The 24,337-nt window shown below is 69.2% G+C and carries 10 protein-coding genes; 4 read left to right on the top strand and 6 right to left on the bottom strand.

Annotated elements, in window-relative coordinates; genetic code table 11:
* Positions 1-6: 6 nt before the first annotated feature.
* On the bottom strand, positions 7-2,871 hold the full coding sequence (locus tag TA3x_RS07845) for a LodA/GoxA family CTQ-dependent oxidase (RefSeq protein WP_435019961.1): 2,865 nt from the start codon (positions 2,869-2,871) through the stop codon (positions 7-9).
* 421 nt (positions 2,872-3,292) lie between these two features.
* Between TA3x_RS07845 and TA3x_RS07840 the strand changes: the two genes are divergently transcribed.
* Positions 3,293-5,182, top strand: coding sequence for a hypothetical protein (locus TA3x_RS07840; RefSeq protein WP_435019959.1), 1,890 nt, complete (start codon positions 3,293-3,295; stop codon positions 5,180-5,182).
* 49 nt (positions 5,183-5,231) lie between these two features.
* The gene (locus tag TA3x_RS07835; RefSeq protein WP_435022490.1) at positions 5,232-6,911 is read left to right on the top strand and encodes a hypothetical protein; all 1,680 of its coding nucleotides are present in this window, start codon (positions 5,232-5,234) and stop codon (positions 6,909-6,911) included.
* A gap of 138 nt (positions 6,912-7,049) precedes the next feature.
* On the opposite strand, the gene TA3x_RS07830 is transcribed toward TA3x_RS07835, so the two are convergent.
* From TA3x_RS07830 to TA3x_RS07815, 4 genes are all read right to left on the bottom strand, one after another.
* The gene (locus tag TA3x_RS07830) at positions 7,050-9,164 is read right to left on the bottom strand and encodes a di-heme-cytochrome C peroxidase (protein WP_435019957.1); all 2,115 of its coding nucleotides are present in this window, start codon (positions 9,162-9,164) and stop codon (positions 7,050-7,052) included.
* 58 nt (positions 9,165-9,222) lie between these two features.
* Complete coding sequence (locus TA3x_RS07825; protein ID WP_435019955.1) at positions 9,223-14,532, bottom strand: patatin-like phospholipase family protein; 5,310 nt, start codon at positions 14,530-14,532, stop codon at positions 9,223-9,225.
* A 133-nt stretch (positions 14,533-14,665) separates the two neighbouring features.
* A complete protein-coding gene (locus TA3x_RS07820; protein ID WP_435019953.1) occupies positions 14,666-15,703 on the bottom strand; it encodes a hypothetical protein in 1,038 nt (345 codons plus the stop codon).
* A gap of 64 nt (positions 15,704-15,767) precedes the next feature.
* The gene (locus TA3x_RS07815) at positions 15,768-17,573 is read right to left on the bottom strand and encodes a hypothetical protein (RefSeq protein WP_435019951.1); all 1,806 of its coding nucleotides are present in this window, start codon (positions 17,571-17,573) and stop codon (positions 15,768-15,770) included.
* A gap of 743 nt (positions 17,574-18,316) precedes the next feature.
* Here TA3x_RS07815 and TA3x_RS07810 point away from each other — a divergent pair.
* Together TA3x_RS07810 and TA3x_RS07805 are read left to right on the top strand one after the other, a co-directional pair.
* Positions 18,317-19,636 carry a Gfo/Idh/MocA family protein gene (locus TA3x_RS07810; protein ID WP_435019949.1) on the top strand — a complete coding sequence of 440 codons (1,320 nt, stop codon included), beginning with the start codon at positions 18,317-18,319 and terminating at the stop codon, positions 19,634-19,636.
* A 203-nt stretch (positions 19,637-19,839) separates the two neighbouring features.
* Positions 19,840-22,716: a carboxypeptidase regulatory-like domain-containing protein gene (locus TA3x_RS07805; RefSeq protein WP_435019947.1), complete on the top strand. Its 2,877-nt coding sequence runs from the start codon at positions 19,840-19,842 to the stop codon at positions 22,714-22,716.
* 132 nt (positions 22,717-22,848) lie between these two features.
* On the opposite strand, the gene TA3x_RS07800 is transcribed toward TA3x_RS07805, so the two are convergent.
* A complete protein-coding gene (locus TA3x_RS07800) occupies positions 22,849-24,330 on the bottom strand; it encodes a DUF1501 domain-containing protein (RefSeq protein WP_435019945.1) in 1,482 nt (493 codons plus the stop codon).
* Between the last annotated feature and the right edge of the window lie 7 nt (positions 24,331-24,337).

Raw genomic sequence — 24,337 nt, 5'->3', positions numbered from 1 at the left:
CCGCTCTCAACGACCGATGCCGGGGAAGCGGTGGAGCTTGTCGATCCGGCTGAGGTCGACGTCGGCCGCCGACTCGCCCCGATCCTCGCCGACCACGACCCCTGCCGCGCTGCCCGAGGCCGCCGGGGCTTTCCTCGCACGTGCGGCGTCGGCGGGGCCGGGCTTGATCGCCGGGTGCTGGTCCTCGACCTCGAACTCCGCCGGGAATTCGGGCCCCCCCGGGCCCGGCATCGCCTCCACCACGCCAAGCTGGCCGAAGCCGCGGATCATGTTGTTGATCTGCTGGGTATAGGTTCCCGAACCCAACGGCGCGAGCCATGTGGCACGATTGGCGAAGGCGGCCAGCCGCTCGTCGAGGGGCCTGTCCGTGTCCATGACGATGGCATAGTTCTCCTTCGTCAGTACCTGGTTCGGCACCCGAGCGGGCCAGAACGAGGGGACGTACGGGTCGTAAGCCTTATCGTAGCCCGAGCGGCAGCTCGCCGTGTCGGTCTGCCAGGGCACGGCCATCCATCGCGTGATCCCGCCCGGGGCCTGCCCGTAGAGCGGGCCGTTCGGGATCGTGACGGCGTCCGGCGTGAGGATCTCCCCCAGCCCCGGCTCGATCCAGCCTTCGGCCTGGTGGGCCCACCGGAACGGCTCCATGTACATGGTGGACGACCGGACGGGCCAGGTCATCTCGCAGCCGGGGTGGAACGCGTCGGCCAGGCAGAATTCGAGGGCGGCCCGGGTCAGCACTTCGCCCTGTACGGCGAGCGGCACCTCGTCGATCGACCCGGGAGGCTGGCGATCGGGGTCGTAGTCGGCCACGAAGTCGCCGGCGGCCCACTGATCGAGCATCGTGAGCTGCGTGTCGGTCAGGGCCGCATACTGGCGAGGGGTGTGCGCGGGCGGGATGTTCATGGCGTCGCCGTAGATCCACGGCCAGGGGGCAGGCGACCAGGAGTCGACGTCGAATCGGCGGAATGCGTTGGACACGACGCGCCGCAACTCCCGACCCGCCGGGCCGTTGTCGCCGAGACGCGCCAGGAACCCCTCGTCGGTGAAGTCGATCAGCCCCTTCCAGCCGAACCCGGCGGCGAAGCCGGCATTGACCCACTGGAGGCCGGCGAGCCGCCGGAATAGCGGCAGGATGTCGGCCGAGTAGGACGGCCGGGCCGGCGCGGCCAGGGTGCCCGCCTTGATCGCCACGTCGCGCATCAGGTCCCACATCGTCCGGACCGACTTGCGTCGCGGCCCGTAGTCGGGCGGCGCCACGACCACCCACGCGGGGACGGCCGCGAGCTTGCGGCCGTCCACCGTCACCTCGGCGGTCACCGGCCCGTCCGACACGTCGTCGTGCCATCCCTCGTTGTTCGCGAAGGTGATGGCGAGGCTGCCGTCGTGCGACCGGGAGACCCCGTGGCCCCCGAGCACGATGAGCCGACCCTCGTCGTCGGTCCTGATCTCGCCGAGATCGACGGGGCTCCCCATGAACGACCCGTCGTCGAACCGCTCGGGGCCGGCGTCGGGCCCCTCGACCGATCGCCCCGATGGGGTGATGGCGAGCTGCGAGCGGTCGGCCACGCCGGCGTTCCTCAGCGTCGTCGGCACGGCCATGGAGGCCTCGGGGATGTCGAGCGCGAGCTGGAAGGTGTACCAGGCGGCCTTGGTGTTCGCGAGGCGGACCGACCACCGGACCGAGGCCCCCGAGCCCCGCGCCGAGAGTTCGCGGACGATCCGCCCCCCGGCGTCGACCCCGTAGACGCGGAAGCGGGCGCCCTGGCGCTTCAGCCTGCCTTCCTGGTCGCGATAGGATCCCGGTTCCTTCGCCGGAGGATCGGGCACCTCCGGGCCGATGAAGTACTCCTCCGGGCTATTGCCCACCCGGGCGATGCCGATCGGGGGGTAGATCACCGCCTTGACGATGCAAGCGTCGGGCGACTCCTCCCGGGCCGCCACCGGCCTTGGCTCCGACGAGTCCTGGGGCGACTCGCCGTTGGCCAGGTGTCGCGCCGCCGCGCCCGCCGCATAAACGGCCTTCCTCACCGCCGCGATCGACGATTGCTCCGAAGGGGCGTTGGCCCGGGGCGTCCTCCAGATGTTGAACGCCAGCCGCTGGCCGTATTCGGACTGCCCGCGCGCCCGGATGTCCTGAGCCGGGAGGATGAGGGTTGCCGCATGCACGAAGGGGCTTTCGTCCTCCGACCATTCGTCCATCGCCCGGTCCAGGGGCATGGACCCGGGGTCGGTCCGCCGCTGGATCATGAAGCGGAATCGATACTCGCCCCGGGCGAGCCGGTTGGCCATATCCACGGCCAGGTAGTCATCGGAGTCGTCCGGCACGTCCTGCGGCGCGGCCTCGGGCTCCAGCCGATATTTGACGATCTCGTCGCCGAGCCTGAAGGGGAGGATCGCCCAGTAGGTCGCCGTGAGGACGCTCCCCTCGACCTTCGCCATCGCGTCGAGCACCTCCCGCGTGTCCGGGTGCTTCGCCAGGTAGCCCTCATAATCCCGCAGCACGACGCCCGCGTAGGTGAACTCGCACATCGCCCTCGCGTCCTGGACGAAGAAGCGGGGGAAGTTCTGCATGATGAGGTCGGCGGTGCCCCGGGGCTCGCCCAGGCCGTCGGAATCCGCGACGCCGAACAGCTTGATGCCGATGCCCAGCGTGCTGCCGAGGTCGGCCGAGGCGGGCGCGGTGTCGCTGGAGAACCGCATCCAGGCCTCCAGGGAGTCGTGAGCGAAGATGCCCAACCTCAGCCGAGGGTCGAGGCTCGGGGAGACCTCGAATCGACCGGACGCCACGCCGTGCAGCTTGCGGAAGACGGAGCGTTCGGCCGGGCTCTGGCCGAGCGCGATCCGCTTCTCCTGGGTCATGCGGACGAACATCTCGACGAGTCGCTCCGTCGCACTGCCCTCGCAGTCGAAGCATGGAGGAGCGGCTCCGCCGTGATCTCTCGGGTCGGGCATGATGAGCTCATCTCCGATCAAAATTAATTTGCGGTTAAAATACTTTGTAAATTTACGCGCCCTGGTGATAAAGATGTTCTCGGAAGATTCAATCAGGCTTAATCGGTCGCGTCAAGGCGGTGGCGCATCGTGAAAATGACGAAGCCCGAGACCAGGGATGGCCGTCGCCCGCACCTGCGTCCTGCCCCGGGCAGATCGCCTCATCCCGCTGGATGGCCCGTCCCGGGGCGTCCTCCCCTCGCCGGCCGTCCATGTTCGCGATCCCTTGCTAGGCCGCATTTCAAGGCGTGGTCGGTCGTTTCCCTCTCGCCCGATCCCAAACCCGCAGGAGTGCCAGGGTATGTTCATGTTTTCGGTGGCGTCGGGCCGGCGATCGGCGACACGCCCGGTCCGATTCGCCCTGCTGATATGCGCCGGGATCGCAGCCGGCCCGCCGGCCTCCTCGCGGGCGGACGACAATCCCTCGCGCAACGAGTACGACCGTCGAAGCGGTTCCCATGCCCGGACCCTTCGACTCCGCGAGCCGAGGGCGCATCTGCTCACGGCGGCCGCCCCCTGCCCCCCCGTCTCGGCGGGGCAGATCTATCGGTTCATCGACGGCATTGACGATTGCCTGGTCCCGATGGCGGCCGGCGACCTCGCGAAGGAACTCAACGACCCCTGGGGGGCCCTGGTCCTGCGGAAGAACGCCGGGGGGGCCGGCCCCTGGCCGGGGTCGGTGGCCGACATCGTCGCCGCGATGTCCGCCGTGAGCACGACCAGCCAGTTCCAGCAGTTCAGCTACCTGCTCGGCGAGGGGACCCAGATCCCGACCACGATCGCCCCGCGGACCGGCAATCGGGACCTCCGCTATGTGGTCACCTGGGGGCCGTCGATCGCCTCCCCGGGCGTCTTCCTGAGCGCCGCCCCCGCCGGGGTGTCGCCCGGCCAGCCGCCGCCGTTCCTCCAGGTCATCGCGTTCGACGCCACCAAGCAGAAATATAACTATTACCAGTACGTCAGCAATTCCGATGTGTCGAACGACCCGGGGGCGACGCGGACCTGGAGTTGGGCGGGCGACACCTCGTTCGCGAGGGATCCCCGGACGGTCGGCCGGGGTTGCTTCGCGTGCCACCTCAATGGCGGGCTCAACATGAAGGAGCTGACGCCCCCCTGGAACAACTGGCAGTCGCCCCAGGCCAGCGTCAATCCGGCCGTCGTGCCCCCCGAAGTCGCCGCCGACCCGCTGTTCCTCAACCTCTCGGGCGCCGACAAGTTCCAGCAGGCGTTCCAGGGGGCGCAGTTCAACCTGGGCGTCCGGTTCGTCCGCGACGCGATCCAGGGCAACCGGGTGAACAACCCGCCCGAGTTGCTCCGACGCCTGATCGAAACGACGACGGTGAACTTCGCCTCCAGCCAGGTGCAGGGCAATGCCACCTCGGACGTGAACGCCCTGCCCAACGACTTCTTCCTGAACGACGGCGTGCTGAGGAACGTCCTGAACCTGAACTATTCCCTGCCGACGCTCACGCTGGCCCGCGGCCCTTACCAGCAGTTCGTGGCGGCCAATCAATTCAAGCTGGTCAACCGCGCGGCGGCCAATGGGCCGCCCGACTACACGCAGCCCGGCCCGACCTTCTTCGCGTTCTTCGTGCCGGTGCCCGCCTATGAGGACGCCAAGGCGATCCAGCAGCTGGTCCTCCAGAGGGTCATCAGCCCGAAGTTCGCCGCGGCCGTCCTGATGGTCGACTTCCCCAACCCCATCTTCTCGCCCGCCCGCTCCTCGCTCGGCCGGTATGCCGCCCGGATCGGCCAGGCCAACCTGACGCCCGATCCGCAGGACGCCGAGACGCAGTTCGCCGCCCTCGTCACCCAGGCCGCGGCCGGACAGCCGGCGTGCAACCCGGCGTCCATCGCTTCATGCACGCCGGAGCAGCAGTTCCTCTTCTACTGGAACCGGGCCGACTGGCAGGCGGCCTGCCAGCAGCAGCTCGGCGCCTACCTGGCGGCCGTCGGCAACCGGATCGCGACTCCGGAGGGCGTCAACGATTACATGACGCTGAGCGTCGCCCGGGCGAATCAGTTCTCGACGGCACCCCTGGTCTCCAACCTCCACGAGTTCGACCTGCTCCTGCCCTGCACCGGGCTCGGCTCGGGTTCGGCCCGCATGAACGCCGACGGGACGATCACCACCGAGCCGGCCATCCCGGGCGGATTTTCGCCCTGCGCGGCGACGCCGCCGAGCCGCTGATCCTCTCCTGTTTCCGGAAGCACTCCCCCCCCAATCTTAAGGTGACTTCATGAGTGTCCTGAAGCGTTACGATCCGCCCGCCAACATCTCGGATCTGACCGACCCCGCCCAGGATGAGCTGCTCCGCGCCGAATGGAGTAGCAACGTGAACCGCTGGACCGAGACCGCCATCCTGGGAGACCCCTGGAGTTCCCTGAACGACCAGAATCGGTCGTTCTATGACAACCCGCTCCAGACCGACCTGGCCGGCGGCTCGGCGAAGCTGATCTCCTGGTTCGCGTTCCCGAACCGCATCCTGGTCAATTTCGCCAACGCCTCGTTCCTGGATCAGATGGGCTTCGCGGAGGGGGTCCACAACGACGGGACGTTCGGGCCGCCCCCGCCCGTCAATGGCCGCCCCTATGGCCCCGCCGGGCCCCGGGGCTGGCAGGACGAATATTGCGAATGGATTGCCCGGCGCAATTCGCAAGGCAAAATCACGCAGGTGGATTTCACCTGCGAGAACCCCGAATACTGGTACACCCTCTGGCGGTTCGATCCCAAGGTCGTCCTCGACCTGTATCAGGAGCTCGTCGGGCCCCAGGTGCAGTTGGAGGATCTCTACCTCACCGACGGCACCGGGGCCCCGATAATCGACCGGTCGACCGGGTTGCCCGCCTACAACATCACGAACCGCTGGAACAACCAGCCTACGGCGGGCCAGGTCACCGGGGCCGTCCACCTGATCAGCCCCCCCAACACGTTGGGCGCGGAGATCTACCTCGCGGCGGCCGCGACGCTCCTCCGGGACAACCCGCCCGGCACCGCCGTCACCAGCGAGGGCGACCTCATCGCGTGCAGCCAGTATGGCCAGGCCGGCCGCAACAGCGATCCTCACATCGGGGCGACGGTCAACGGGGTGATCCGCGGTGGGGGCCAGGTCATCTCGCTCGAGAACCCGATCGGGCTCTACATCCAGATGCCCGACTTCAGCACCTACCAACTCCCGCCCGACCCCAAGCTCCCCGCCGGGGCCCAGCCCTCCGATTGCTGGCAGATCATCCGGGGCGTGGAGAGCCTGCCCGGCCTCGGCGGGAATTTCATCCTCCATGCCCGCTTCGCCCTGCCCCAGGCCTGGATCGCAGCCGGCGTGCAATTCACGGTGGGCGACATCACGATCGGGGGCAACCCGATCCAGTTAGGCGCGCAGATTACGCAGACATTCCAGATCGCGCTGAGGGGGTTCGCGCTGGCGACCACCAAAACGGCCGAGGCCCCGCAGCCGTGCGTGGCAGTCAACCCCAACCCCCTGCCCGCGCCGCAGCAGCTCCAGGACCTCAACCTGGCCCAGGCGGGCAGCACCTCGACGGTCCCGCCCAAGGTGGCCGTCGGCTCCACGACGCCCCAGGTCGCCCTGTTCGCATCGAACGCCAAGCAGGGGGCGACGGTGACTTTCCCCGAGGGGGGCGTGACGGCCCGGGTGGACCAGTTCCAGGATCAGGGGCAGGGAGCGTCGCTCCTGGTCCTGACCCTCTCCGTGGATTCGAACGCCGCGCCGGGCGATCGTTCGCTCCTGCTGACCAATCCCGACGGCACCGCGGGGCCCGCGGCCCCCGGGATGCTGACCGTCGTCCCGGCCGCGTCCTCCGTCATCCAGCAGGCCCCCGCGGCGACGGCGAGGTTCGCCAACCCTCGCGACCCCAAGGAACTTGGGGAGATCCGGATCAATATCCGGAAGTCGCGAAGCTGAGCGTCGCCGCCTCGCCGGCATCCGGCCGGCGCGATGCCCGATGGGAGTCCTTCCCGGGCGGGGCCGGCCTCGACGGCCCCCTTCACCGGCCGATCCTCGCCCGGCCCGGGTCATGGGCGGGCGGGGATCGGCCTCGCATCAGAGCGACTTGAGATATTCCAGCAACTTATCGCGTTCATCATCGTCGAATTCGGGCCCGAGCACCCCTTTGAAGGGATGATCCCGCTTCACCCAATCGAGCTTCAACGCGGCGTCGGTGGCATCCCGGATCCGCCGCCAACGCTCCGAAGGCGTGAGCTTGTCGAAGGCGGATTCGGTCAGGTTGAGCACGGTGCTCCAGCGCGTCCGGCTCGATGGGGTCTCGGCCGGGGAGGGGTAGGCGATCCCCCTGGCGCGTTCCAGCTCCTGGAGCGACAGGTTCCGATATTCGTGGCCCGCGTTGCTGTTGCCCGGCAGGGTGGTGTCCAGCAGGAACGCGCCCGCGAACCGCTCGGTGGCGAAGCCGACGCGATCCCGGTCGTAGAGCGTCGATCCGAGGTAGAACGTCCGGTCGCGGGAGGCGGCCGGCATGAGCATCTGGCGGAGGTTCGGGACCGATCCGTTGTGCAGGTAGGGCGGCGTCGCCCAGACGCCGTCCAGCGGCCGGGCCTTGTAGCTCAGGTTCGCGACCAGCACCTGGTCGATGAATTTCCCGGACATCACGTCCGCGGCGTAATCCGCCTGGGTCTTGGGCGAGCCCCCCTGATCGGGCGGCATGCCGTCGAACTGGCGGTAGCGGTTGAAGTCGAGGATCTGATCGCCGGTCAGCCCCATCTTCCGGTAGGCATCGGACCGGATGAACTCGGTCACCGCGTAGAGCCCCCTCGCGGCCGAGGTGGTCGTCCCCTCGAACACGGCGACGCGCCGATAGAAGTTCATCGCCTGATTCGGGTCCGTGCCGATCTCCTGGAGGTCGAAGGTCTTGAGCCGGAGGATGTGCTTCCCCGAAACCTCCTCCACCGACCAGAATTCCTTGTTTTCCAGGTCGTCCTTCAGGTCCTTGATCGGCGGGAGGTGGCAGTCCTGGCAGCGTTCCCGGTAGAGGAGATGCCCGGCGACGCGCAGGTTCTCGGCCTGCGGGCTGGCATCCCACAGCGCGGTCTCCTGCAACTTGGGGGATTTCAGGCCGTCGAGCTCCTTCTCGCCGCCGATCTGCCGCTCCATGAGATGGAGATTCCGGACGTTCACGGTCGATGCGAACAGGGGCGTGTCGCGATTCTTCGCGATGTCGGCCGGCTCCTCGTCGAGGTTCACCGGGGCGCCGACGCCGAGGGCCTCGCCGATGTTGCGGACCATCGGCATCCGGATCGAGGCGTTGTACTGGACCCAGTCGAACCAGGGCGTGTCCCACAGCGGGGGGAAATTCACGGGGCCGGACGGGACCGTCAGGTTCTCGTTGCCCAGGGCCACGAACACCCGGTTGCCGATCAGCCCCAGCGCGTCGGTCCGGCCGAAGCCCCCATCGGTCCCGTTGAGCTTGTGGATCCGGGCGTATTCCCGGCTCGCCATGCCGGCGTCGAAGAATCGCTGGAGCTGGGCCTTCAACTCTTTCTTCCGGGCCGCTTTCTCCGCCACGCCGAGATCCTGACCGTCCAGGACACCCCTGGCGAATTGCTCGAAGCGGGTGTCGAATCGCAGGGTGATGCCGATCGCCCGCCCGATCGTCTCCTGGAACGCCGAGAGGTTGATCATCGCCGGGCCGCCCTCGATCAGGATCCCCTTGAGGGCGTTGGAATCGGCGGCGTCCCGGTAGGTGATCTGCCCGGTGTGGCATGCGGCGCAGGTCAGGCCGACGACCTTGCCGGTCGACGGCGGGTCCGCGTAGGGGGCGTCGAAATCCTCCTCGATCGCGAAGCCGATCGGCAGGCCGTCCGGGTTGAGCTTCGGGTCCACCGGGCTGGGCAGGAAGCCGAACCGTTCGAGGTAGCCGGGATCGACGATCCGGCCCGAGGGGATGAGCGTGGGCTTTTCGAGGTTGACGAACCAGGCGTACGGCAGGATCCGCGTCCCCTGGCTGGCGTGGTGGAACCAATCCGCCTGGCCGACCCCCCAGCCCTTGGGCCACTCCTGGCCCTTTATATGGGCGAGATTCTCGGGCTTGACCATTTCCACCCTGGGCAGGGGAACGCTCCCCAGTTCGTTGGCCACGAAGATCATGTAGAACAGGGCCGCGATCACCAGGATCACCAGCAGAACCTTGAGCCATCCGGCCATCTTCACACCTCCACGAGCGAGATTGGATCACGGGGACGCGACCGGGAGCCGGCCCGGCTCAGGTGTGGAACGGGTGTTCGAGGATCGTCCACCGGATCCCGTCCGGGTCCGGTTCGGGCTTGTTCAACGGCTTGAAGTCGTAGAGGGTGAAAAAGCTCTTCCACATGGCGAGTCCCAGGTCCCCCTCGCCCCACCTGGGATAGCGCGTCGTCAGGGCGATCGACTTCCCGGGAGATTTGGCCTTCAGGCCGGCTTTGAGTTCGTCGAGGATCGGGAGGAAGGCCCGGGTGCAGAGCCCGGTGGAGCGGTACGGCCGGCGGATCCAGGCGAACAGCTCCAGGATATCGTCGGGCTTCGGCGGGCGGGCCACCTTGCCCCTCGCGTCCATCTCTTCGGCGGTCGGCACCGCCGCGAGGATCACGCCGCAGAGGATCCTCTCGCGGGAGTCAGCGGCCGACGTCGGCCCCGACGGCCCCTGGAACAGGGCCCAGGCCGGGTGGAACTCTTTGGCCGGATTGCCGGACTTGAGGGTGAGTTGGTTCGCACGTCCGATCATCGCGCCGAGCTGTCGTTGCGAGGAATCGGGCAGGGTCGGCCATTCGCGGCGGAACTCATCGAAGAGGATCTTGAGGTCGTCGTCGAGGTCCTTGGTGATCGGGGCGTGGCACGGGGCCTTGGCGATCCCGAGGTGGAGCTGGACCTCGCAGAATTTGATGAAATCCGGGCTGTAATCCGACCGGAGGATCGGCCAGAGGCGCCGGAACGACTTCGAGCCGGACCAGCGGCGGAAGACGTTGGTCCACCCGTGATCCATGGGCAGGTCGCCGTGCCCCTTGAGCCGGAGGTTGATCCAGGCGTTCTCCATGAGCTGAAGCATCTGGGAGACCGCGAGCAACTCGGCGTGCTGATGCTTCGACTCGCGGACCTTCGCGACGTCCCAGGCGGGCGGCGGGGCCAGTTCCGGGTAGAGATCCTGGCTGAGCCGGGCGAGGGCGGGCTCCCTGCGGAGGTCGCGCTGGAAGCGGGTCCACTCGGCGACCGATTGCATGAATCGGGCGTCGTGGTCGGCCGGGACCGAGGCCCATCGGCTCCGCAGGGCCGAGAAGAGGACCTGATTGCCCCGGAGGTACTCCGCGAGATCCTCCGGCCCGGACCAGTACCGTTCATCCCGGATCTCGCGGATCGAGTCGTTGAACACGACGCGGGCGATGTGGTCGCCGAGGGCCCGGTAGCTCTCGAACTGCTCGTCGGTGAACGACTGGCGGAGGTCGGTCGGCTGGTGGGGGAAGCGGCGATCCTTCCGGGCATACTTCAGGACGTCGGAGGGCTCGTCCCCCGTCAGCGAGATCTTGACGTACACGATGATCCCGGGCACCTGCCCGGTATCCACGTCCTCGTAGTGGACCCGGCCGACGACGGCGTGGGTCCGGCTGAGGGCGTTGGGGCCGTCGGCGAAGAGGGGGGCGGTGTCCAGTTCGATCCGGACGCCGAAGTCGATCCGGCAGAGCCGGGTCAGCTGGGCGAGGTTGTCGTTGGAGGCGTCGGCGTCCTCGCCGGCATCGACCGCGATGATGTAGCGGCACCGCCGGCGGATCAGCTCGTAGACGCCCATGTTCTCGAAATGGCCGCCGTCGCTCAGGTGAATGAAAGCGTCCTTGTCGTCGGTGGATCCCATCAGCTCCGAGACGAGCCGGTCGCCGAACTTGGGCCCGCCGGCCTTCCAGTGGGGGAAGCGCGGGTTCTGGATCCACTGGCCGAGCCGGGCGTTGAAGATGGTCAGGAAGGCCGTGAGCGACCGGGACTGGTAGAAGCTCATGTTGGGGTCGACCGCGGCCCCCGAGATCGTGATCGCGCGGCCGAGCGTGAGGTTCTCGCGGGTGTCCTCGTCCATCTTGGCGTATCCGACGCCCTTCGAGCCGCAGTAGCCCGGGGTGAGGACGAACGACTCCCCCTTGCGGTCGCGCCAGGCCAGTTCCTCGCCCGCGACGAGGTTGAGCGTGGTGTTGATCAGGAGTTGCGGCCCCCAGTAGGTCCGCCCGTTCGCGCCCCGGCCGATCCCGAGGTCATACAGCGGGATGTCGTCGGCCGGGTCGAAGCCCGTCTCGGGGTTGGCGTCGCGCCCGTCGAGCTGGACGGACTCCTTGACCAGTTCGAGCGAGAGCCGGGACTGCTCGCGGAGGTTCGCGGCCAGCGCCCTCCGGCCGGCGGGGGTCTCGGGGTCGATCCTGGCCGCCTCCTCGTGGAGGTCTTTCAGTCGATTCAGCTTCTTGGCCGTGAGGGGGCCGTCGCCGCTCAGCGACGGGGCGCCGCCGCCCGCCGCCGGATCGTGGAGGTTCGACCACCGCTGGGCCCAGTTCGCCATCGGCCGCGACGCCCCGATGTAGCACCGGACCAGGCGATTGGCGTACATGCCGTGCAGCGAGAACAGGTTGACGTCGATGTGCTTGGTGCCCAGCCGGAACAGGATCAGCGCGAAGATCAGCCAGCCGATCAGGGTCCAGAACGAGGCCCCCTTCACCCCCTGGAAATAGCGCTCCGCCGCGGTCCAATCATCGTTGGGCCCCGGCAAGGCGAGGTCGGGCATGTTGACCAGCGATGCGGCGAGCAGGGAGACCGCGCCGAGGAACCCGATCAGGAAGATCGGCGGCACGATCGCGGCGATCGTCGCCACGACGTCCCCCCCTCCCTTGCGGGGCGGGGGTCGCCGGCCCGACAGGTTGCCGAACGCGAGGGTCGCCAGCCAGCCCGAGGCCACGGCCGCCCGGGCGATGGGGCCGACCGCCAGGAACGCGGCGGGGAGGTAGAAGATCGAGGCCATCGCGACCGCCCAGATCAGGCTCGCGAGCAGCAGCACGGCGCCGAGCCGGGACCACCATTCCCGCTCGGCCTCGGTGATCGACCGGCCCAGCAGCGCGACCTCGACGAACAGGCCCGCCACGATGATCAGCAGGGCCAGGGGCGGGACGATCGTCGCGGCGAGGTCGGGCTGCCCGGCGTCGTTGAGGTGCCGGGTCAGGACTTCGAGCAGGGGGAACAGCACGCCGGCCGATGCCCCCGCGATGAAGGCGGTGGAGGTGTATTTCCAGAGATCCCGGGCATTCCCGTTGCGCCCGAACGAGAGGCCGATGCCGTACCATATCGAGGCGACGAAGGCCAGGGTCGCCATCAAAGCCCCGAGGATCGACGCGTGGATCACCAGGTTCGGCGGGTCGAGCAGGCCGAGGTTCGCCGAGATGTAGTCCGAGACGAAGGCCACGATGGCGGAGTCGGTCATCCGCTCGCCGTCGGTCGCCCCGCCGAGCAGGGTGCCGAGTTTCCAGATGATCGCCCGCAGCGGGATGGTCACCAGGATGGCCGCGGCGATCAGGGGGAAGAGGATCCCGGCGCGGAGCGAGACGAGGAAGCGAGACCGCGTCCTGGTGTTCCCGGTCCGATAGACTCCCACCTGCCTGGGCTGGCGGAACTCCCCGAGCGCCATGGCGTTGCGGAACAGGGCGATCCCGGCGCAGATCGCGCCGGCCACGAACAGGCCCACGCCGATCCGGATGGCCGCCGCGTCGCCGTCGATCGCCCGCTGGCTGACGTAGCCGTAGGCGAAGACGATGATCCGCGCGATCAGCACCGCCATCATGGCCAGGGGCAGGAGCATCATCATGAGGTTGACCGAGACGTTGCGCAGCCAGATCGCGATCACCGTCCAGGTGTCGGCGGTCAGGAGGCCGGGCCTCGGCGTCAGGTAGCTGCTGTACCTCCGGAGGTGGAGGAGCGGGTAGGGTTCCTCGTCCACGACGCGGCGTCGGCTGGCCCCGCCCGAGGCCAGGGGCGGCAAGAGCGCCCGGTCGGCCTGCGCCTGCTCGACCCGGTTCGGGTTGAGCTGCCGCTCGACGTTCCGGGGGTCGCCGTCGCGCTTCAGCCAGGCGGCCAGCCAGCTCCCCGCGTAACCCCCCCCGGAGACGGTGGACAGGTAATCGATCCGCCGCAGGAAGCCGACCTGCGCCAGCCCCTGGAGGAACCCGACCGCGAACGTCCCGCTCCGGATCCCGCCGCCGGAGAACGACAGGCCGACCAGGTGGTCACCCAGCGCCTTGAGCCGGACCTCCGCCAGCCGGTGGTCCTCGTCGGTCCCCCCCCCGGCCTGGGCCGCCGGGTCGGCCCCCTGGTGCCTCTGGTCCGCGTCCGGCAGGTTGAACTCGTGTTTCCTCCGCTTGAGGATGTTCTCAAGCTCCTCATCGATGACCTTCGAGCCGAGCACCGAATTCGTTTCGGGCGTGTTGAGCATGCCTTGCCCCGCGATGGTTCCGGAACCGGGTCTGGTCTGGGCGGTCGGCTCGACCCTGGGGGCCGAGTTCAGTCGGTGGCGCATCTTCGAGAGGCTGGCATAGACGGACTTGCGGGCCCGATTGATGCCGCCCAGCGGCCTGTGGTCGGCGATCGCATGCCAGGGGGTGAACGAGAGGTGCTCGCCGAAGGCGTCCTGCTCCGGGGTGTCGAACCCCTGGGCCGGGATGCGGAGGTGCGCGACCGTGACGAACGGGGCGGAGTCCTCATCCCACTCGACCGACGGGTCCTCGATCGGCTGGGCCGCCTCGTCGCGCCGGAGCTGGACCTGGAACTCGAAGACCGCCTCGTCGCGGGCGAGGCGATCGGCCATCGCCTTCCGGAGGTAGTCCGCCGAGGCCCCCTTCGGGGGGGCGATCGGGGCGAGCCCCGGCCTCGCGGAGAACTTCATCGACCGCCCGGGGCCGAACAGGTAGGGGGTCATGCTCCAGTACCGGGTCGCCAGCGGGCTGCCGATGCGCTTGCCGACGAAGCGCATCAGCTTGCGGAACTGGCCGACCCGGGCCGGGACGAAGTAGAGGAGGACGATGGTGCCCAGCTCGCGGAGCCGGCCCGGGAGGAAGAACAGGGCGGAGCGGAGGGACGATTTCTCCTTCCCCCTTGCCTTGAGCACGGCCGTCGAGAACGCGACGTAGGAGCTGACGTCGGGCAGGAAGAAGGTCGGATTGTCCACCATGATGAAATCGTGGGTGGTCGCGTCCTTCTCCTCCTCCAGAAGCTTCTCGCCCTCGACGTCCATCACCTTGATGGCCATCCCGTGCACGTCCGCCTTGCGGTCGTCCATCTGGGCGCCGTTGGAGAAGCGGACCCACGCCGGGCGGGTGATCGGCTCGCGGAACAGGCCGATGCGGAGTTCGTCGGGGAGTCCTTCCAGCACGGCGAATTCGGCCCGGACGCAGCCGTGCTGCTTCGGGTGCTGGTCGCGCCTGACCGGCGTGGTCGTCGGGTCGAGCAGCATCTCGCTCGCCCGCACGACGAGGCGGATCGCCTCGTCTTCGCCGGGGGGGATCTGTTCCTGATCAAGGCTCATCCGGGGCCCTCCTCCGATCTTGCCGGCCGACGCACCGGGCCGCGCGGGGCGGGCCGGACCGGGAAATCGCCTCGATCACCCCGCGAGATCCGGCGCGGACGGATCCGGGTCCCGGCCGCGGCCGGACCTGCGTTCAGACCCGATGCGGCGCGGGCGAGTTGGCCCTCGCCTGGCGGGCGTGCCAGTAGACGAGCGCCCGGGCGTGGCCCATCGACGCGGGGTCGTCGGCGGTCCGGGCCAGCGGCAGGTTGATCGCGTCGTCGGTCCGGTTCGCGTCGAATTCCAGCGCGTCCATCTCCGCGACGGTCAGGGTCCGTTCCAGGTGGATCTCGGCGACGTCGACCCACGGGTGGTATCGCTCGTCCCAGTACTCCATCGGGCGGAGCGCGTCGCGCGGGCCGTCGGCCGGCTCGGAGGGGTGGAGCTGCGCCTGGAGCAGATAGTCGACCCCGAGGTGATCGACGGTGACCTCGAAGTGGCGGCGGCGGTAGTCCTCCGCGCGGTTGTCGTCGGGCCAGCGCGGGGCGAAGGTATCCCCCCCGGCGCGGATGCTGGGCGGGAACAGCCCCCGCTCCGGGCCGCGATCGCCCGGGATCGACCGGAACTTGATGTAGCGGAGCGTCCCCAGCTTGTCGGTGAACTCGAAGGCGATCTGGCTGTGGTAGTAGAACTCGGTGAACGACCCGCTCCGATAGGCCTCGGTCAGGTGGTCGTCGTCGAGCATGCCCTCGCGGATCATCTCCCCACGCTGGCCGAACGGGGTGTGGACCATCCGGTTGAAGGCCCGCGCCGAGGGGACGAACAGGACCCGGCCCGTGTTCATCATGATGTCGTGGAAGCCGAGGCCCGAGGCGTCCCCATCCTTCAGGAACTTGATCGAGATCGCCGCGCCGTCCAGCGTCCGGTCGTCGGTGTTCCCGCCGACGGCGGGGCGCGGGGTGGCATGCCTGACGACGACCGGATAGGTCGCCCCGAATCGGAGGAAGTCGCAGGGCGGGAAGTCGCGAGGGACGATGATCCGGGCGGACCCGCGGGCTGCGGTCCCGGTGGTGTGCGTCGCCCGGCCCTGGATCCGGGTGGCGGCGCCCGAGAAGAACGCGATCATCTCCTGGACCACGGCCTTGAAGTCGTCGTCCATCGCGGCGGTAAACTCGTCCTCTTTCCTCGCCATGGTCGCCCCTGTTCTCGGATCCGGGTGGGGGGAGTCGCGGCCGGTCCGACCCGGCCGCGACGCATCAGAGCGTCTTGAGGTATTCCAGCAGGTCTTCCAGGTCGGAGCGGCGTCCGGGGCCGCTCCAGTCGAGGCGTCGACCCCGGCCCGGGCCGGCCAGCCCCCCGAGATCGTCGACGCCGACGACGCCGTCGTGCCCCCGGTTCGAGGCGGCATCCCAGCGGGTGTCGAAGATCACGGCGGTCGGCGATCCGTCCGCCATCGGGGCGGCGTCGCCATCCCATTCGAAGCCGACGTTCCGCGTGTCGTAGCCGACCTGCCCACGGAGGAACGAGGCGGGCCGATGGCTCTCGGGATTGCCCGGGGCGAGCAGGTGGCGGAGGGTCGGCACCGAGCCGTTGTGGAGGTAAGGGGCACGGGCCCAGATGCCCGAGAGGGGGCCGGCGACATACCCCTGATTCTCCGGCCGGACCCGGTCATTGATGATCTCGTCGAGCTTCAACTCGGCAGGCTTGAACTGGGTGCCGTCGGCCCGAGTGGCCACATAGTCCTTGTCGGTCAGGACGAACGCCTTGACGAAGTTGTCGACGAGCAGGGCCTGCCCTTCCTTGCTCAGGACCCGGGCGCGGTTCGGGTCGGTCCCGATCAGGCCGACCGGGTAGACGTTGGTGTTGCCCGCCCGGTGGCAGGCCAGGCAGTGGTCCCGGAATAGGGCCTCGCCCCGGCGGGCCCGCAACATGTCGACCGCGAACGGATACGGGGGCGCGGGCAGGCGGGCCGTGAACCGGGCGGCGATGTCGGCATTCCGCAGGTTGACGCCCAGCGGGCTGCCGACGACGGCCGTCTGGGCGGCGACGTTGCGGAAGATCGGCTCCTTGAGGCTCCCGTCGATCTGGCCGTAGGGTCGATCCTGCTGCATCCAGACGCTCAGGTTGTCGGTGACCGAGGCGTTGCGGCTGGGCAGCGCCGGATAGTCGGTCGCGAGCAGCCTGGCCACCGGATCGCCCGGGGCGCCGGAGGTCAGCTCCTGGAACAGGAGGAACTTGGGGATGAGGTCGCCGCTGCCGTCGGACTGGCCGGGGCTCCCGCCGTCGAGCGGCGGGGCATCGTCCAGGGAGTAGCTCGTCTGGAGTTGCTTGACCACCGCCGCCCGGCCCCCTCGGACGCGCCGGGCGAACCCGCCGAGGAGTTGGGCCACGAAGGCCGGGTCGTCGTGGAACTTCTTCCGCTCGCGGGCCTCGGCCTCCGCGTCGATCCCGTACCGGTTCCCGAAGAAATAGCCGGGCGGCTTCGCGTCGATGATCTCGACGAGCCGCCTCGCCGTCTGCTGGGTCCCGGCATCGGTGCCGAGGAGCCGGTCGACGGACAGCTCGACGGCCCTCCGGAATTTCCGCACGTCGATCTGAGTGTTCGGCGCGCCGATCAGGAGCTTGAAATGCCCCGGCGCGTCCTGGACCCGCCCCACGTGGCACGCCGCGCACGTCAGGCTGGCCGAGTGGTAGTCCCGGGCGATCGAGTCCCCCTGCACCGGGTCGAGCACCCACCCGAAGCCCAGCGGCAGGGGCCGGCCCGGGTCGGACGGATCGTCCAGGAAGCCGAACCGGGCGAACCGCTCCTCCGGCGGCCCCCAGAGGTCCGGGGCGAGGTCCGGGAAGGCCCGGAGCAGGAGGAGCGGGGTCCCCGCCCCCTCGCCGTGCAGGGCGTGGGCGAACCAGGCATAGCCGCCGGAAGCGGTCTCCAGGTGACGGTTCAAGGCCGCCTCGCGGGACTGGCGGATGGCGGGCCAGTCGCCGTCGGGGAGCGGCACCATCGGGGCGTCGTCGGCCGGGGGGGCGAAGCCGACCAGGCAGAGGGCGAGCAGCGGCACCATGGGAGGATGGCCCTGGAGTGGAGGATCATCGACCGCGCCGAACGGCGCAGGCCCGTCCCGATCGCGCCCCACCTCGGGGCGCGGTCCGTGCTGATATGGCGGTGGCCCGACGCCCCGCGGCGCGCATGGCCCGGTGGGTCCGGGCGGTGCCCGGAGGGGTTTGCTTCCCGATGCGGATTCTCGGCCGGGCCTCCCCCGGCCTTCCGACGGCCTCGGCGGCGTCGTCATCGCATCGACCGACAGGTCGGGGCCTCCCGATGCTCCTGCGTCAGGCGGGGTGATGATGCCCTACGATCACCGGGCCATAAAAAGGCCATCCCGGTCCGTTTCGCCAGATTATGATCTTCTAATTTCACTCAAGTCAAGATTCGACCCGCCCGGTCGATCGGATTCGAGCCGGGCGCCGCCGGAGGGCGTTGCGGGCCCGGGGGTTGGCGACGCACGGCGTGGCACGAATCCGGGCGTCGCAGGACGCCCCCGAGCCCGACCCGGGGGATGCTCCTCCTCCCATCCTCCCCAGGGCCCGCCCCAGGGCGCGATCCGCCCTTTATCGCCAACCTCCGGAATCCCGACCTGGCCCCGACGGGGCGAGGCCGGGCGGCCGGGGCTCGCGGGGCAGGCCGGGCGGCCGGTCGCAACGTGGGATCGCCGGGCGAAGTCCCCCGGAGGCGAATTGCGAAGATGACCCGGCCCCCGTAGACTCTTCCCGTTGTTGAACATCCCTCCAAGATGGAGCACGCCTCATGGCAACCTCGCGCTTCACCAGACGATCGGCATTGAAGATGGCCGCGGCGGCGTTCGCCGCGCCGATGGCCTTCCGGGTCAATGCCTCCGCGGCGCCGGGCGAGGCCGTGCGCCATGCCAGCTTCGGCGCGTCGGGCATGGCCTGGAGCGACATCCAGAGCCTGTCGTCGAGCAAGAATTTCAAGCTCGTCGCCGTGGCGGACGTCGACCTGTCCCGGGCCGAGCAGGTCCGGAAGCGGTTCCCCGACGCGCGGATCTATCAGGACTGGCGGGAGCTCCTCGACAAGGAGAAGGAACTCGACTCGGTCAACGTCTCGACGCCCGACCACATGCACGCGCCGATCACGATGAGCGCCATGCAGCGCGGGCTCCACGTCTACACCCAGAAGCCGCTCACCCAGACGATCTACGAGGCGAGGCGGCTCACCGAGGTCGCCCGCGAGAAGAAGCTCGTCACCCAGATGGGCATCCAGATCCACTCGCACGAGGTCCATCGGACGGTCGTCGCGACGATCCAGTCCGGCGCCATCGGCAAGGTGAAGGCGGTCCACAGCTGGAGCGGCAAGGACTGGGGCGACCGGAACCCCCGGCCGGACCGCCAGGACCCCGTGCCCGACAAGCTGAACTGGGACGGCTGGCTCGGCGTGGCCTCGGCCCGCCCGTTCATCGCCGGCTACTACCATCCGGGCGAGTGGCGGAAGCGGCTCGACTTCGGCACCGGCACGTTCGGGGACATGGGCTGCCACATCCTCGACCCGGTCTTCGGGGCGCTGGCGCTGACCGCGCCCCGGTCGGTCCGCTCCGACGGCGACGCGACGGGCGCCGATAGCTGGGGCCTGGACAACCGCGTGCAGTACCTGTTCCCGGCGACCGCGCATTCGGACGGGGATCTGGCGGTCCACTGGTACAACGGCTCGGCCCGCCCCCCGGAGGAGGTGACGGCCCTGATCGGCAATCGCCGCCTGTCGAGCCAGGGCTCGATCTACATCGGCACCGACGGCGTCCTGTACTCGCCCTACATCGAGGCGCCGGTCCTGCTGCCCGAGGAGAAGTTCAAGGAGGCCAAGCTCCCCTCCCCCGGCGGCAACAATCATTACCACCAGTTCGTCGAGGCCTGCCGCGGCAACGGGACGACCTCGGCCCCGTTCGACTATTCGGGCCCGCTCACCGAGATGGTCCTCCTCGGCTGCCTCTCCACCCGGTTCCCGCACACGACGCTGGAATGGGACGCCGCCAACCTCAAGGTAACCAACGTCGCCGAGGCCAACGCCTTCGTCCGCAAGCCTTATCGCAGCGGCTGGGAAGTCGAGGGGATCTGATCGGCCGATCCCCGGCCAGCCCCGGGAGATCGATCGACGTGGACGGCCGACGCCCGCCTCGCGCGGGCGTCGGCTTGCCGGGACGCGCCGCCCGGGCGATCCTCGGAATCCGCCCGGGATTCGCTTGTGGCGTCGCCGTGGATGTGGGACGTTCGTCGTGGGTTCGAGGTGAACCCATCCACTCCCCCCACGGATCAACCCCCATGAGCACCTACGGTCGCGGCATGAGGCTCGGACGCTTCTCGCTGGCGGGCCTCGCTTGCCTGGTCGCCCTGCACTCGGCCCATCGGGCCTCCGCAGCACCGCCGGAGAAGAAGGCCCTCGTCCTCAAGGTCGTCGAGGAGGGCACGGGCCGGCCCATCGAGGGCGTGGCGATCAACGCCCGCGTGGGCAAGGCATCGGCGAAGACGCAGACCGATGCCCAGGGTTCCTGCTCCATCGACCTCCCCGAGGCCGCGCCCAGCTACGTCTCGATCGGCGCGAAGAAGGATGGCTTCGTCCCCGTCAGCGTCGAGTGGCGGGATCAGGGCGATCGAAAGGTCTCGATCCCGGGCGAACACACCCTGGCGCTGGAGAAGGGCACGACGATCGGCGGCCTGATCCGGGACGAGAAGGGGAACCCGGTCGCCGGGGCCACCGTCTTCGTCCTCGTGCCGTCGAACGATCCGCGTGAGCCGGGCAGGCCGCGTCCCAGCATCTGGGACCACGAGGCCAAGACCGACGCCGAGGGGCGCTGGCGTTGCGATGTCGTCCCGGCGAAGCTCGATGACGTCTGGCTCCGCCTGAGCCACCCCGACTTCGCGAGCGACACGATGTACGGGACCACGCCGAAGCCGAGCCTGGAAAGCCTGCGCGATCGCTCCGGGGTGATGATCCTGAAGAAGGGGATCACCGTCTCCGGCCGGGTGCTGACCGCCGACGGCAAGCCGGTCGTGGGGGCCAAGGTGGCCCAGGGCTCCGACCGATTCGGGTCGCACTACCCGGAAGCGAAGACCGATGAGGCCGGCCAGTTCCGGTTCAGCAACGCCCGCGCCGGCGAGATGATCCTCACCGTCCAGGCCGCAGGGCTCGCCCCGGACCTGAAGCGGATCCAGGTCGCCCCGGGGCTGGAGCCGGTCGAGTTTCGCCTCGAACCCGGGCGGAAGATCTCCGGCCAGATCGTCGACCCGCAAGGCCAGCCGGTCGCCGGGGCCTTCGTCGCCGCCGACACCTGGCGGGGCCATCGGTCGCTCGAGTTTCGCGTGGACACGGACAAGGACGGGCGATTCGCCTGGGACTCCGCGCCGGCGGACGAGATCCAGTTCGACATGGGCAAGCAGGGCTACATGTCGATCCGCCGGAAGGTCATCAAGGCCGACGGCGGCGAGATCCGGCTCACCATGATCAAGCCCCTCAAGGTCAAGGGAACGGTCGTGGACGCCGAAACCGGCAAGCCGATCGAAGCGTTCACGGTCCTGCCGGGGATCGACTGGGGCAACGGCCAGCCGCCCTTCTGGGAGCGAGGGTCGGCCCGGAAGCAATCCGAGGGCGCCTACGAATACAGCTTCAGCGAGCCGCGCGACGGCCACCTGATCCGGATCGAGGCCGACGGCTACCTGCCGGTCGTCTCCCGCCATTTCCGGGATGCCGAGGGGGAAGTGACCTTCGACGCCCGCATGAAGCCGGGCGCGGGCGTGTCCGGCGTCGTCCTCGGGCCCGACGGCCGGCCGGCGGCCGGGGCGTCGGTCTGCCTGCTCACGCCCGGTTCCGGGGCCTATCTCACCAACGCGCGGCCGCCCGACGCCCGCAACACCGCCGTGGTCGAGGCCGGGGCCGATGGCAAGTTCCGCTTCCCGTCGCAGGACGGGAAATTCGCCCTGGTGGCCCTGCACGACGGCGGGTTCGCCCGGGTGACCGGCGACGACCTCGCGAATTCGCCCGAAATCCAGCTCGTGGGTTGGGGGCGCGTCGAGGGCGTGCTCCGCGTGGGCAAGAACCCCGGCTCCGGCGAGGCGGTGCGGCTGTCCATCCAGCAGGATGGTGGCCCCAGCGAGATGCATCCGTATTTCGACTATCGGACGATCGCCGATGCCGACGGCCATTACGCCATCGAACGGGTCCCGCCGGGCAAGGCCTTCGTCTCCCGGGAGATCAAGCTCTCCGAGCGGACGACGGGCTACAGCCACACCGTCCCCGTCCAGGTCGCCTCCGGCCAGGCCGCCAGGGCCGATATCGGCGGGACCGGGCGGCCGGTCGTCGGGCATCTCATCGCGCCGGGCGGGGCGAAGGTCGACTGGGCATATGGGATGAACGGCCTGAGGGCCGCCCAGCCGAAGCTGGACCTGCCCAAGGACCTGTCCCCCGAGGAACGGGCGAAGCGGTACCGGGAATGGACGGAGTCCCCGGAAGGGAAGGCCTACCAGGACCGGGCCCAGCGGAACTATTCCGTGAAGATCGAGCCGGATGGCTCTTTCCGGGTGGACGACGTGCCCGCCGGGGATTACACGCTGAGCATCGCCATCAACGAGCCCCCGCAGGGCAACCTCTGCGGCATCGGGGGCGAGTTGCTCGGGTCGGCGACCCATTCGTTCAGCATCCCCGAGATGCCGGGCGGCCGGAGCGACGAGCCGCTCGACGTCGGCACGCTCGAACTGACGATGTCCAAACGGGTCAAGGTCGGGGACGCCGCCCCGGGCTTCGAAGTGGCGACCCTGGATGGCGGCACGCTCAAGCTCGACGACTATCGCGGGAAGTTCGTCCTGCTCGACTTCTGGGCGACGTGGTGCGGGCCCTGCGTGGCGGAGACCCCCCACCTGAAGGCCGCCTTCGAGGCCTTCGGCAAGGATGACCGGGTGGCCTTGATCGGGCTCAGCCTGGATCAGGAGAAGGAGGCGCCCCGCAAGTATGTCGAGAAGAACGGGCTCGCCTGGAGCCAGGCCTTCCTCGGCGATTTCTCCCAGGCGAAGCTGCCGACCGAATATGGCATCCAGGGCATCCCCTCGATCTGGCTGGTCGGGCCGGACGGGAAGGTGATCGCCAAGGACCTGCGGGGTGCCGCCATCAAGGCCGCGATCGAGAAGGTGCTGGCCGGCCCGAAGTGATTCCGAGCGGGAGCGCCGGCCGCAAGTCGAGTCGGCCTGTGCCCCGGGACGATCGATCGCCGGACCGGGCCCCGATCCAGGGGCTCGTTCCGTTTCGAAGCCCCCGGACCGCTCGGACGACGCGTGGCGGGCTCAGGCGAGGATCGCGTCGATCGGCTTGCCGTGGTCGATGTCGAGCCGCTTCCGGCCGGGGATTTCGAGCCTCCGGGAGTCGAGCCCGAGCTGCTTCAGGATCGTCGCGTGGATGTCGGTCACGTAGTGGCGATCCTCGACGGCGTGGAAGCCGATCTCGTCGGTCGCCCCGTGGACGATCCCGCCCTTGATCCCCCCGCCCGCCATCCAGACGCTGAAGCCGTAGATGTGGTGGTCGCGCCCGTCCGCGCCCTGCGACCCGGGCGTCCGGCCGAACTCGCTGGCGAAGAGGACGATCGTCGAATCGAGCAGCCCGCGCCGCTTGAGGTCCTTGAGCAGGCCGGCGATCGGCTTGTCGACGGCCTTGAAGTTCTTCTCGTGGTTGGCTTTCAGCCCCGAGTGGGCGTCCCAGGCCCCGGCGCCGCCGGCCCCGTGCTGGACCTGGATGAACCGCACGCCCCGCTCGATGAACCGGCGCGTGGCCAGCATCTGCATGCCGAAGTCGCGAGTCGCGGGGTCGTCGATCCCGTAGAGTTCCCGGGTCTCCTTGGGCTCGGAATCGAGGTCGAGGGCCTCGGGCACCGAGGTCTGCATCCGGAAGGCCAGCTCGTAGGCCTTGATCCGGGCGGCGAGCGCCGGGTCGTCCGGATACTCGATCGCCTTGAGCCGGTTGAGCCGGCCGACGAGGTCGAATCCGATCCTCTGCTCGTCGCCGCCGAGTCCGCCGGCCGGCTTGCCGAAGTCGAGCGGGTTGCGCGGGTCGACCCGGATCGGGGTGGCGTCGTGGGCCGGGCCGAGATAATGGCCATCCCGCGCGTTCCAGTATTCGCGGTTGCCCATCGAGAGGAACTGGGGGAGGTTGTCGTTGAGCGAGCCGAGCCCGTAGTGGGCCCAGGCCCCGAGCGTGGGGAACTCGCCGTCGAGCATGTGCCGGCCGGAATGGAACTGGGTCTGGGCCCCGTGGTTGTCGTCGGTCGTGTACATCGACCGGATCACGGCGATGTCGTCGATGCACCCGCCGATGTGCGGGACCCAGTCGCTCAGCTCGATCCCGCTCTGGCCATACTTGCGCGAGCCGATCTGGAGCGGATAGAGCTTGTTGCGCTGCTGGCCGTTGGCGTCGTTGATGACGGTGACCCGGGCCAGCTTCAGCTTGTCGGGGTTCTGCACGTCGCGATACGGCGTCTCGTTGATGGACTTGCCGGCGTACTTCGTCAGCTCGGGCTTGGGGTCGAACGACTCCGCCTGGGAGACGCCCCCGTTCATGAACAGCCAGACGACGCTCTTGGCCTTCGGGGGGAAGTGCGGCTTGCCGTCCGGGGGGCTCCATCCGGGGACCTCGCCGGCCCTCGCGACGCCGTCCCGGGCCAGCATCGCCCCCAGCGCCAGGCCGGTGAACCCCATGCCCATGTCGGCGAGGAAGGTCCGGCGGGGGACGCCCCGCCCGGGTCGGTCGGATCTGCGGCCGTGATCGTGGATCATCTCGAAA

Source organism: Tundrisphaera macrotermitis, assembly GCF_051175315.1.
Taxonomy (GTDB): Bacteria; Planctomycetota; Planctomycetia; order Isosphaerales; family Isosphaeraceae; genus Tundrisphaera.
The sequence above is the reverse complement of the archived record's forward strand: the minus strand, read 5'-3'. Positions and strand labels throughout refer to the sequence as shown.

Coding starts and splice junctions, on each gene's coding strand:
- TA3x_RS07810 (WP_435019949.1), top strand. CDS start 18,317: ATGGCAACCTCGCGCTTCACCAGACGATCGGCATTGAAGATGGCCGCG.
- TA3x_RS07840 (WP_435019959.1), top strand. CDS start 3,293: ATGTTCATGTTTTCGGTGGCGTCGGGCCGGCGATCGGCGACACGCCCG.
- TA3x_RS07800 (WP_435019945.1), bottom strand. CDS start 24,330: ATGATCCACGATCACGGCCGCAGATCCGACCGACCCGGGCGGGGCGTC.
- TA3x_RS07825 (WP_435019955.1), bottom strand. CDS start 14,532: ATGAGCCTTGATCAGGAACAGATCCCCCCCGGCGAAGACGAGGCGATC.
- TA3x_RS07815 (WP_435019951.1), bottom strand. CDS start 17,573: ATGGTGCCGCTGCTCGCCCTCTGCCTGGTCGGCTTCGCCCCCCCGGCC.
- TA3x_RS07830 (WP_435019957.1), bottom strand. CDS start 9,164: ATGGCCGGATGGCTCAAGGTTCTGCTGGTGATCCTGGTGATCGCGGCC.
- TA3x_RS07835 (WP_435022490.1), top strand. CDS start 5,232: ATGAGTGTCCTGAAGCGTTACGATCCGCCCGCCAACATCTCGGATCTG.
- TA3x_RS07805 (WP_435019947.1), top strand. CDS start 19,840: ATGAGCACCTACGGTCGCGGCATGAGGCTCGGACGCTTCTCGCTGGCG.
- TA3x_RS07845 (WP_435019961.1), bottom strand. CDS start 2,871: ATGTTCGTCCGCATGACCCAGGAGAAGCGGATCGCGCTCGGCCAGAGC.
- TA3x_RS07820 (WP_435019953.1), bottom strand. CDS start 15,703: ATGGCGAGGAAAGAGGACGAGTTTACCGCCGCGATGGACGACGACTTC.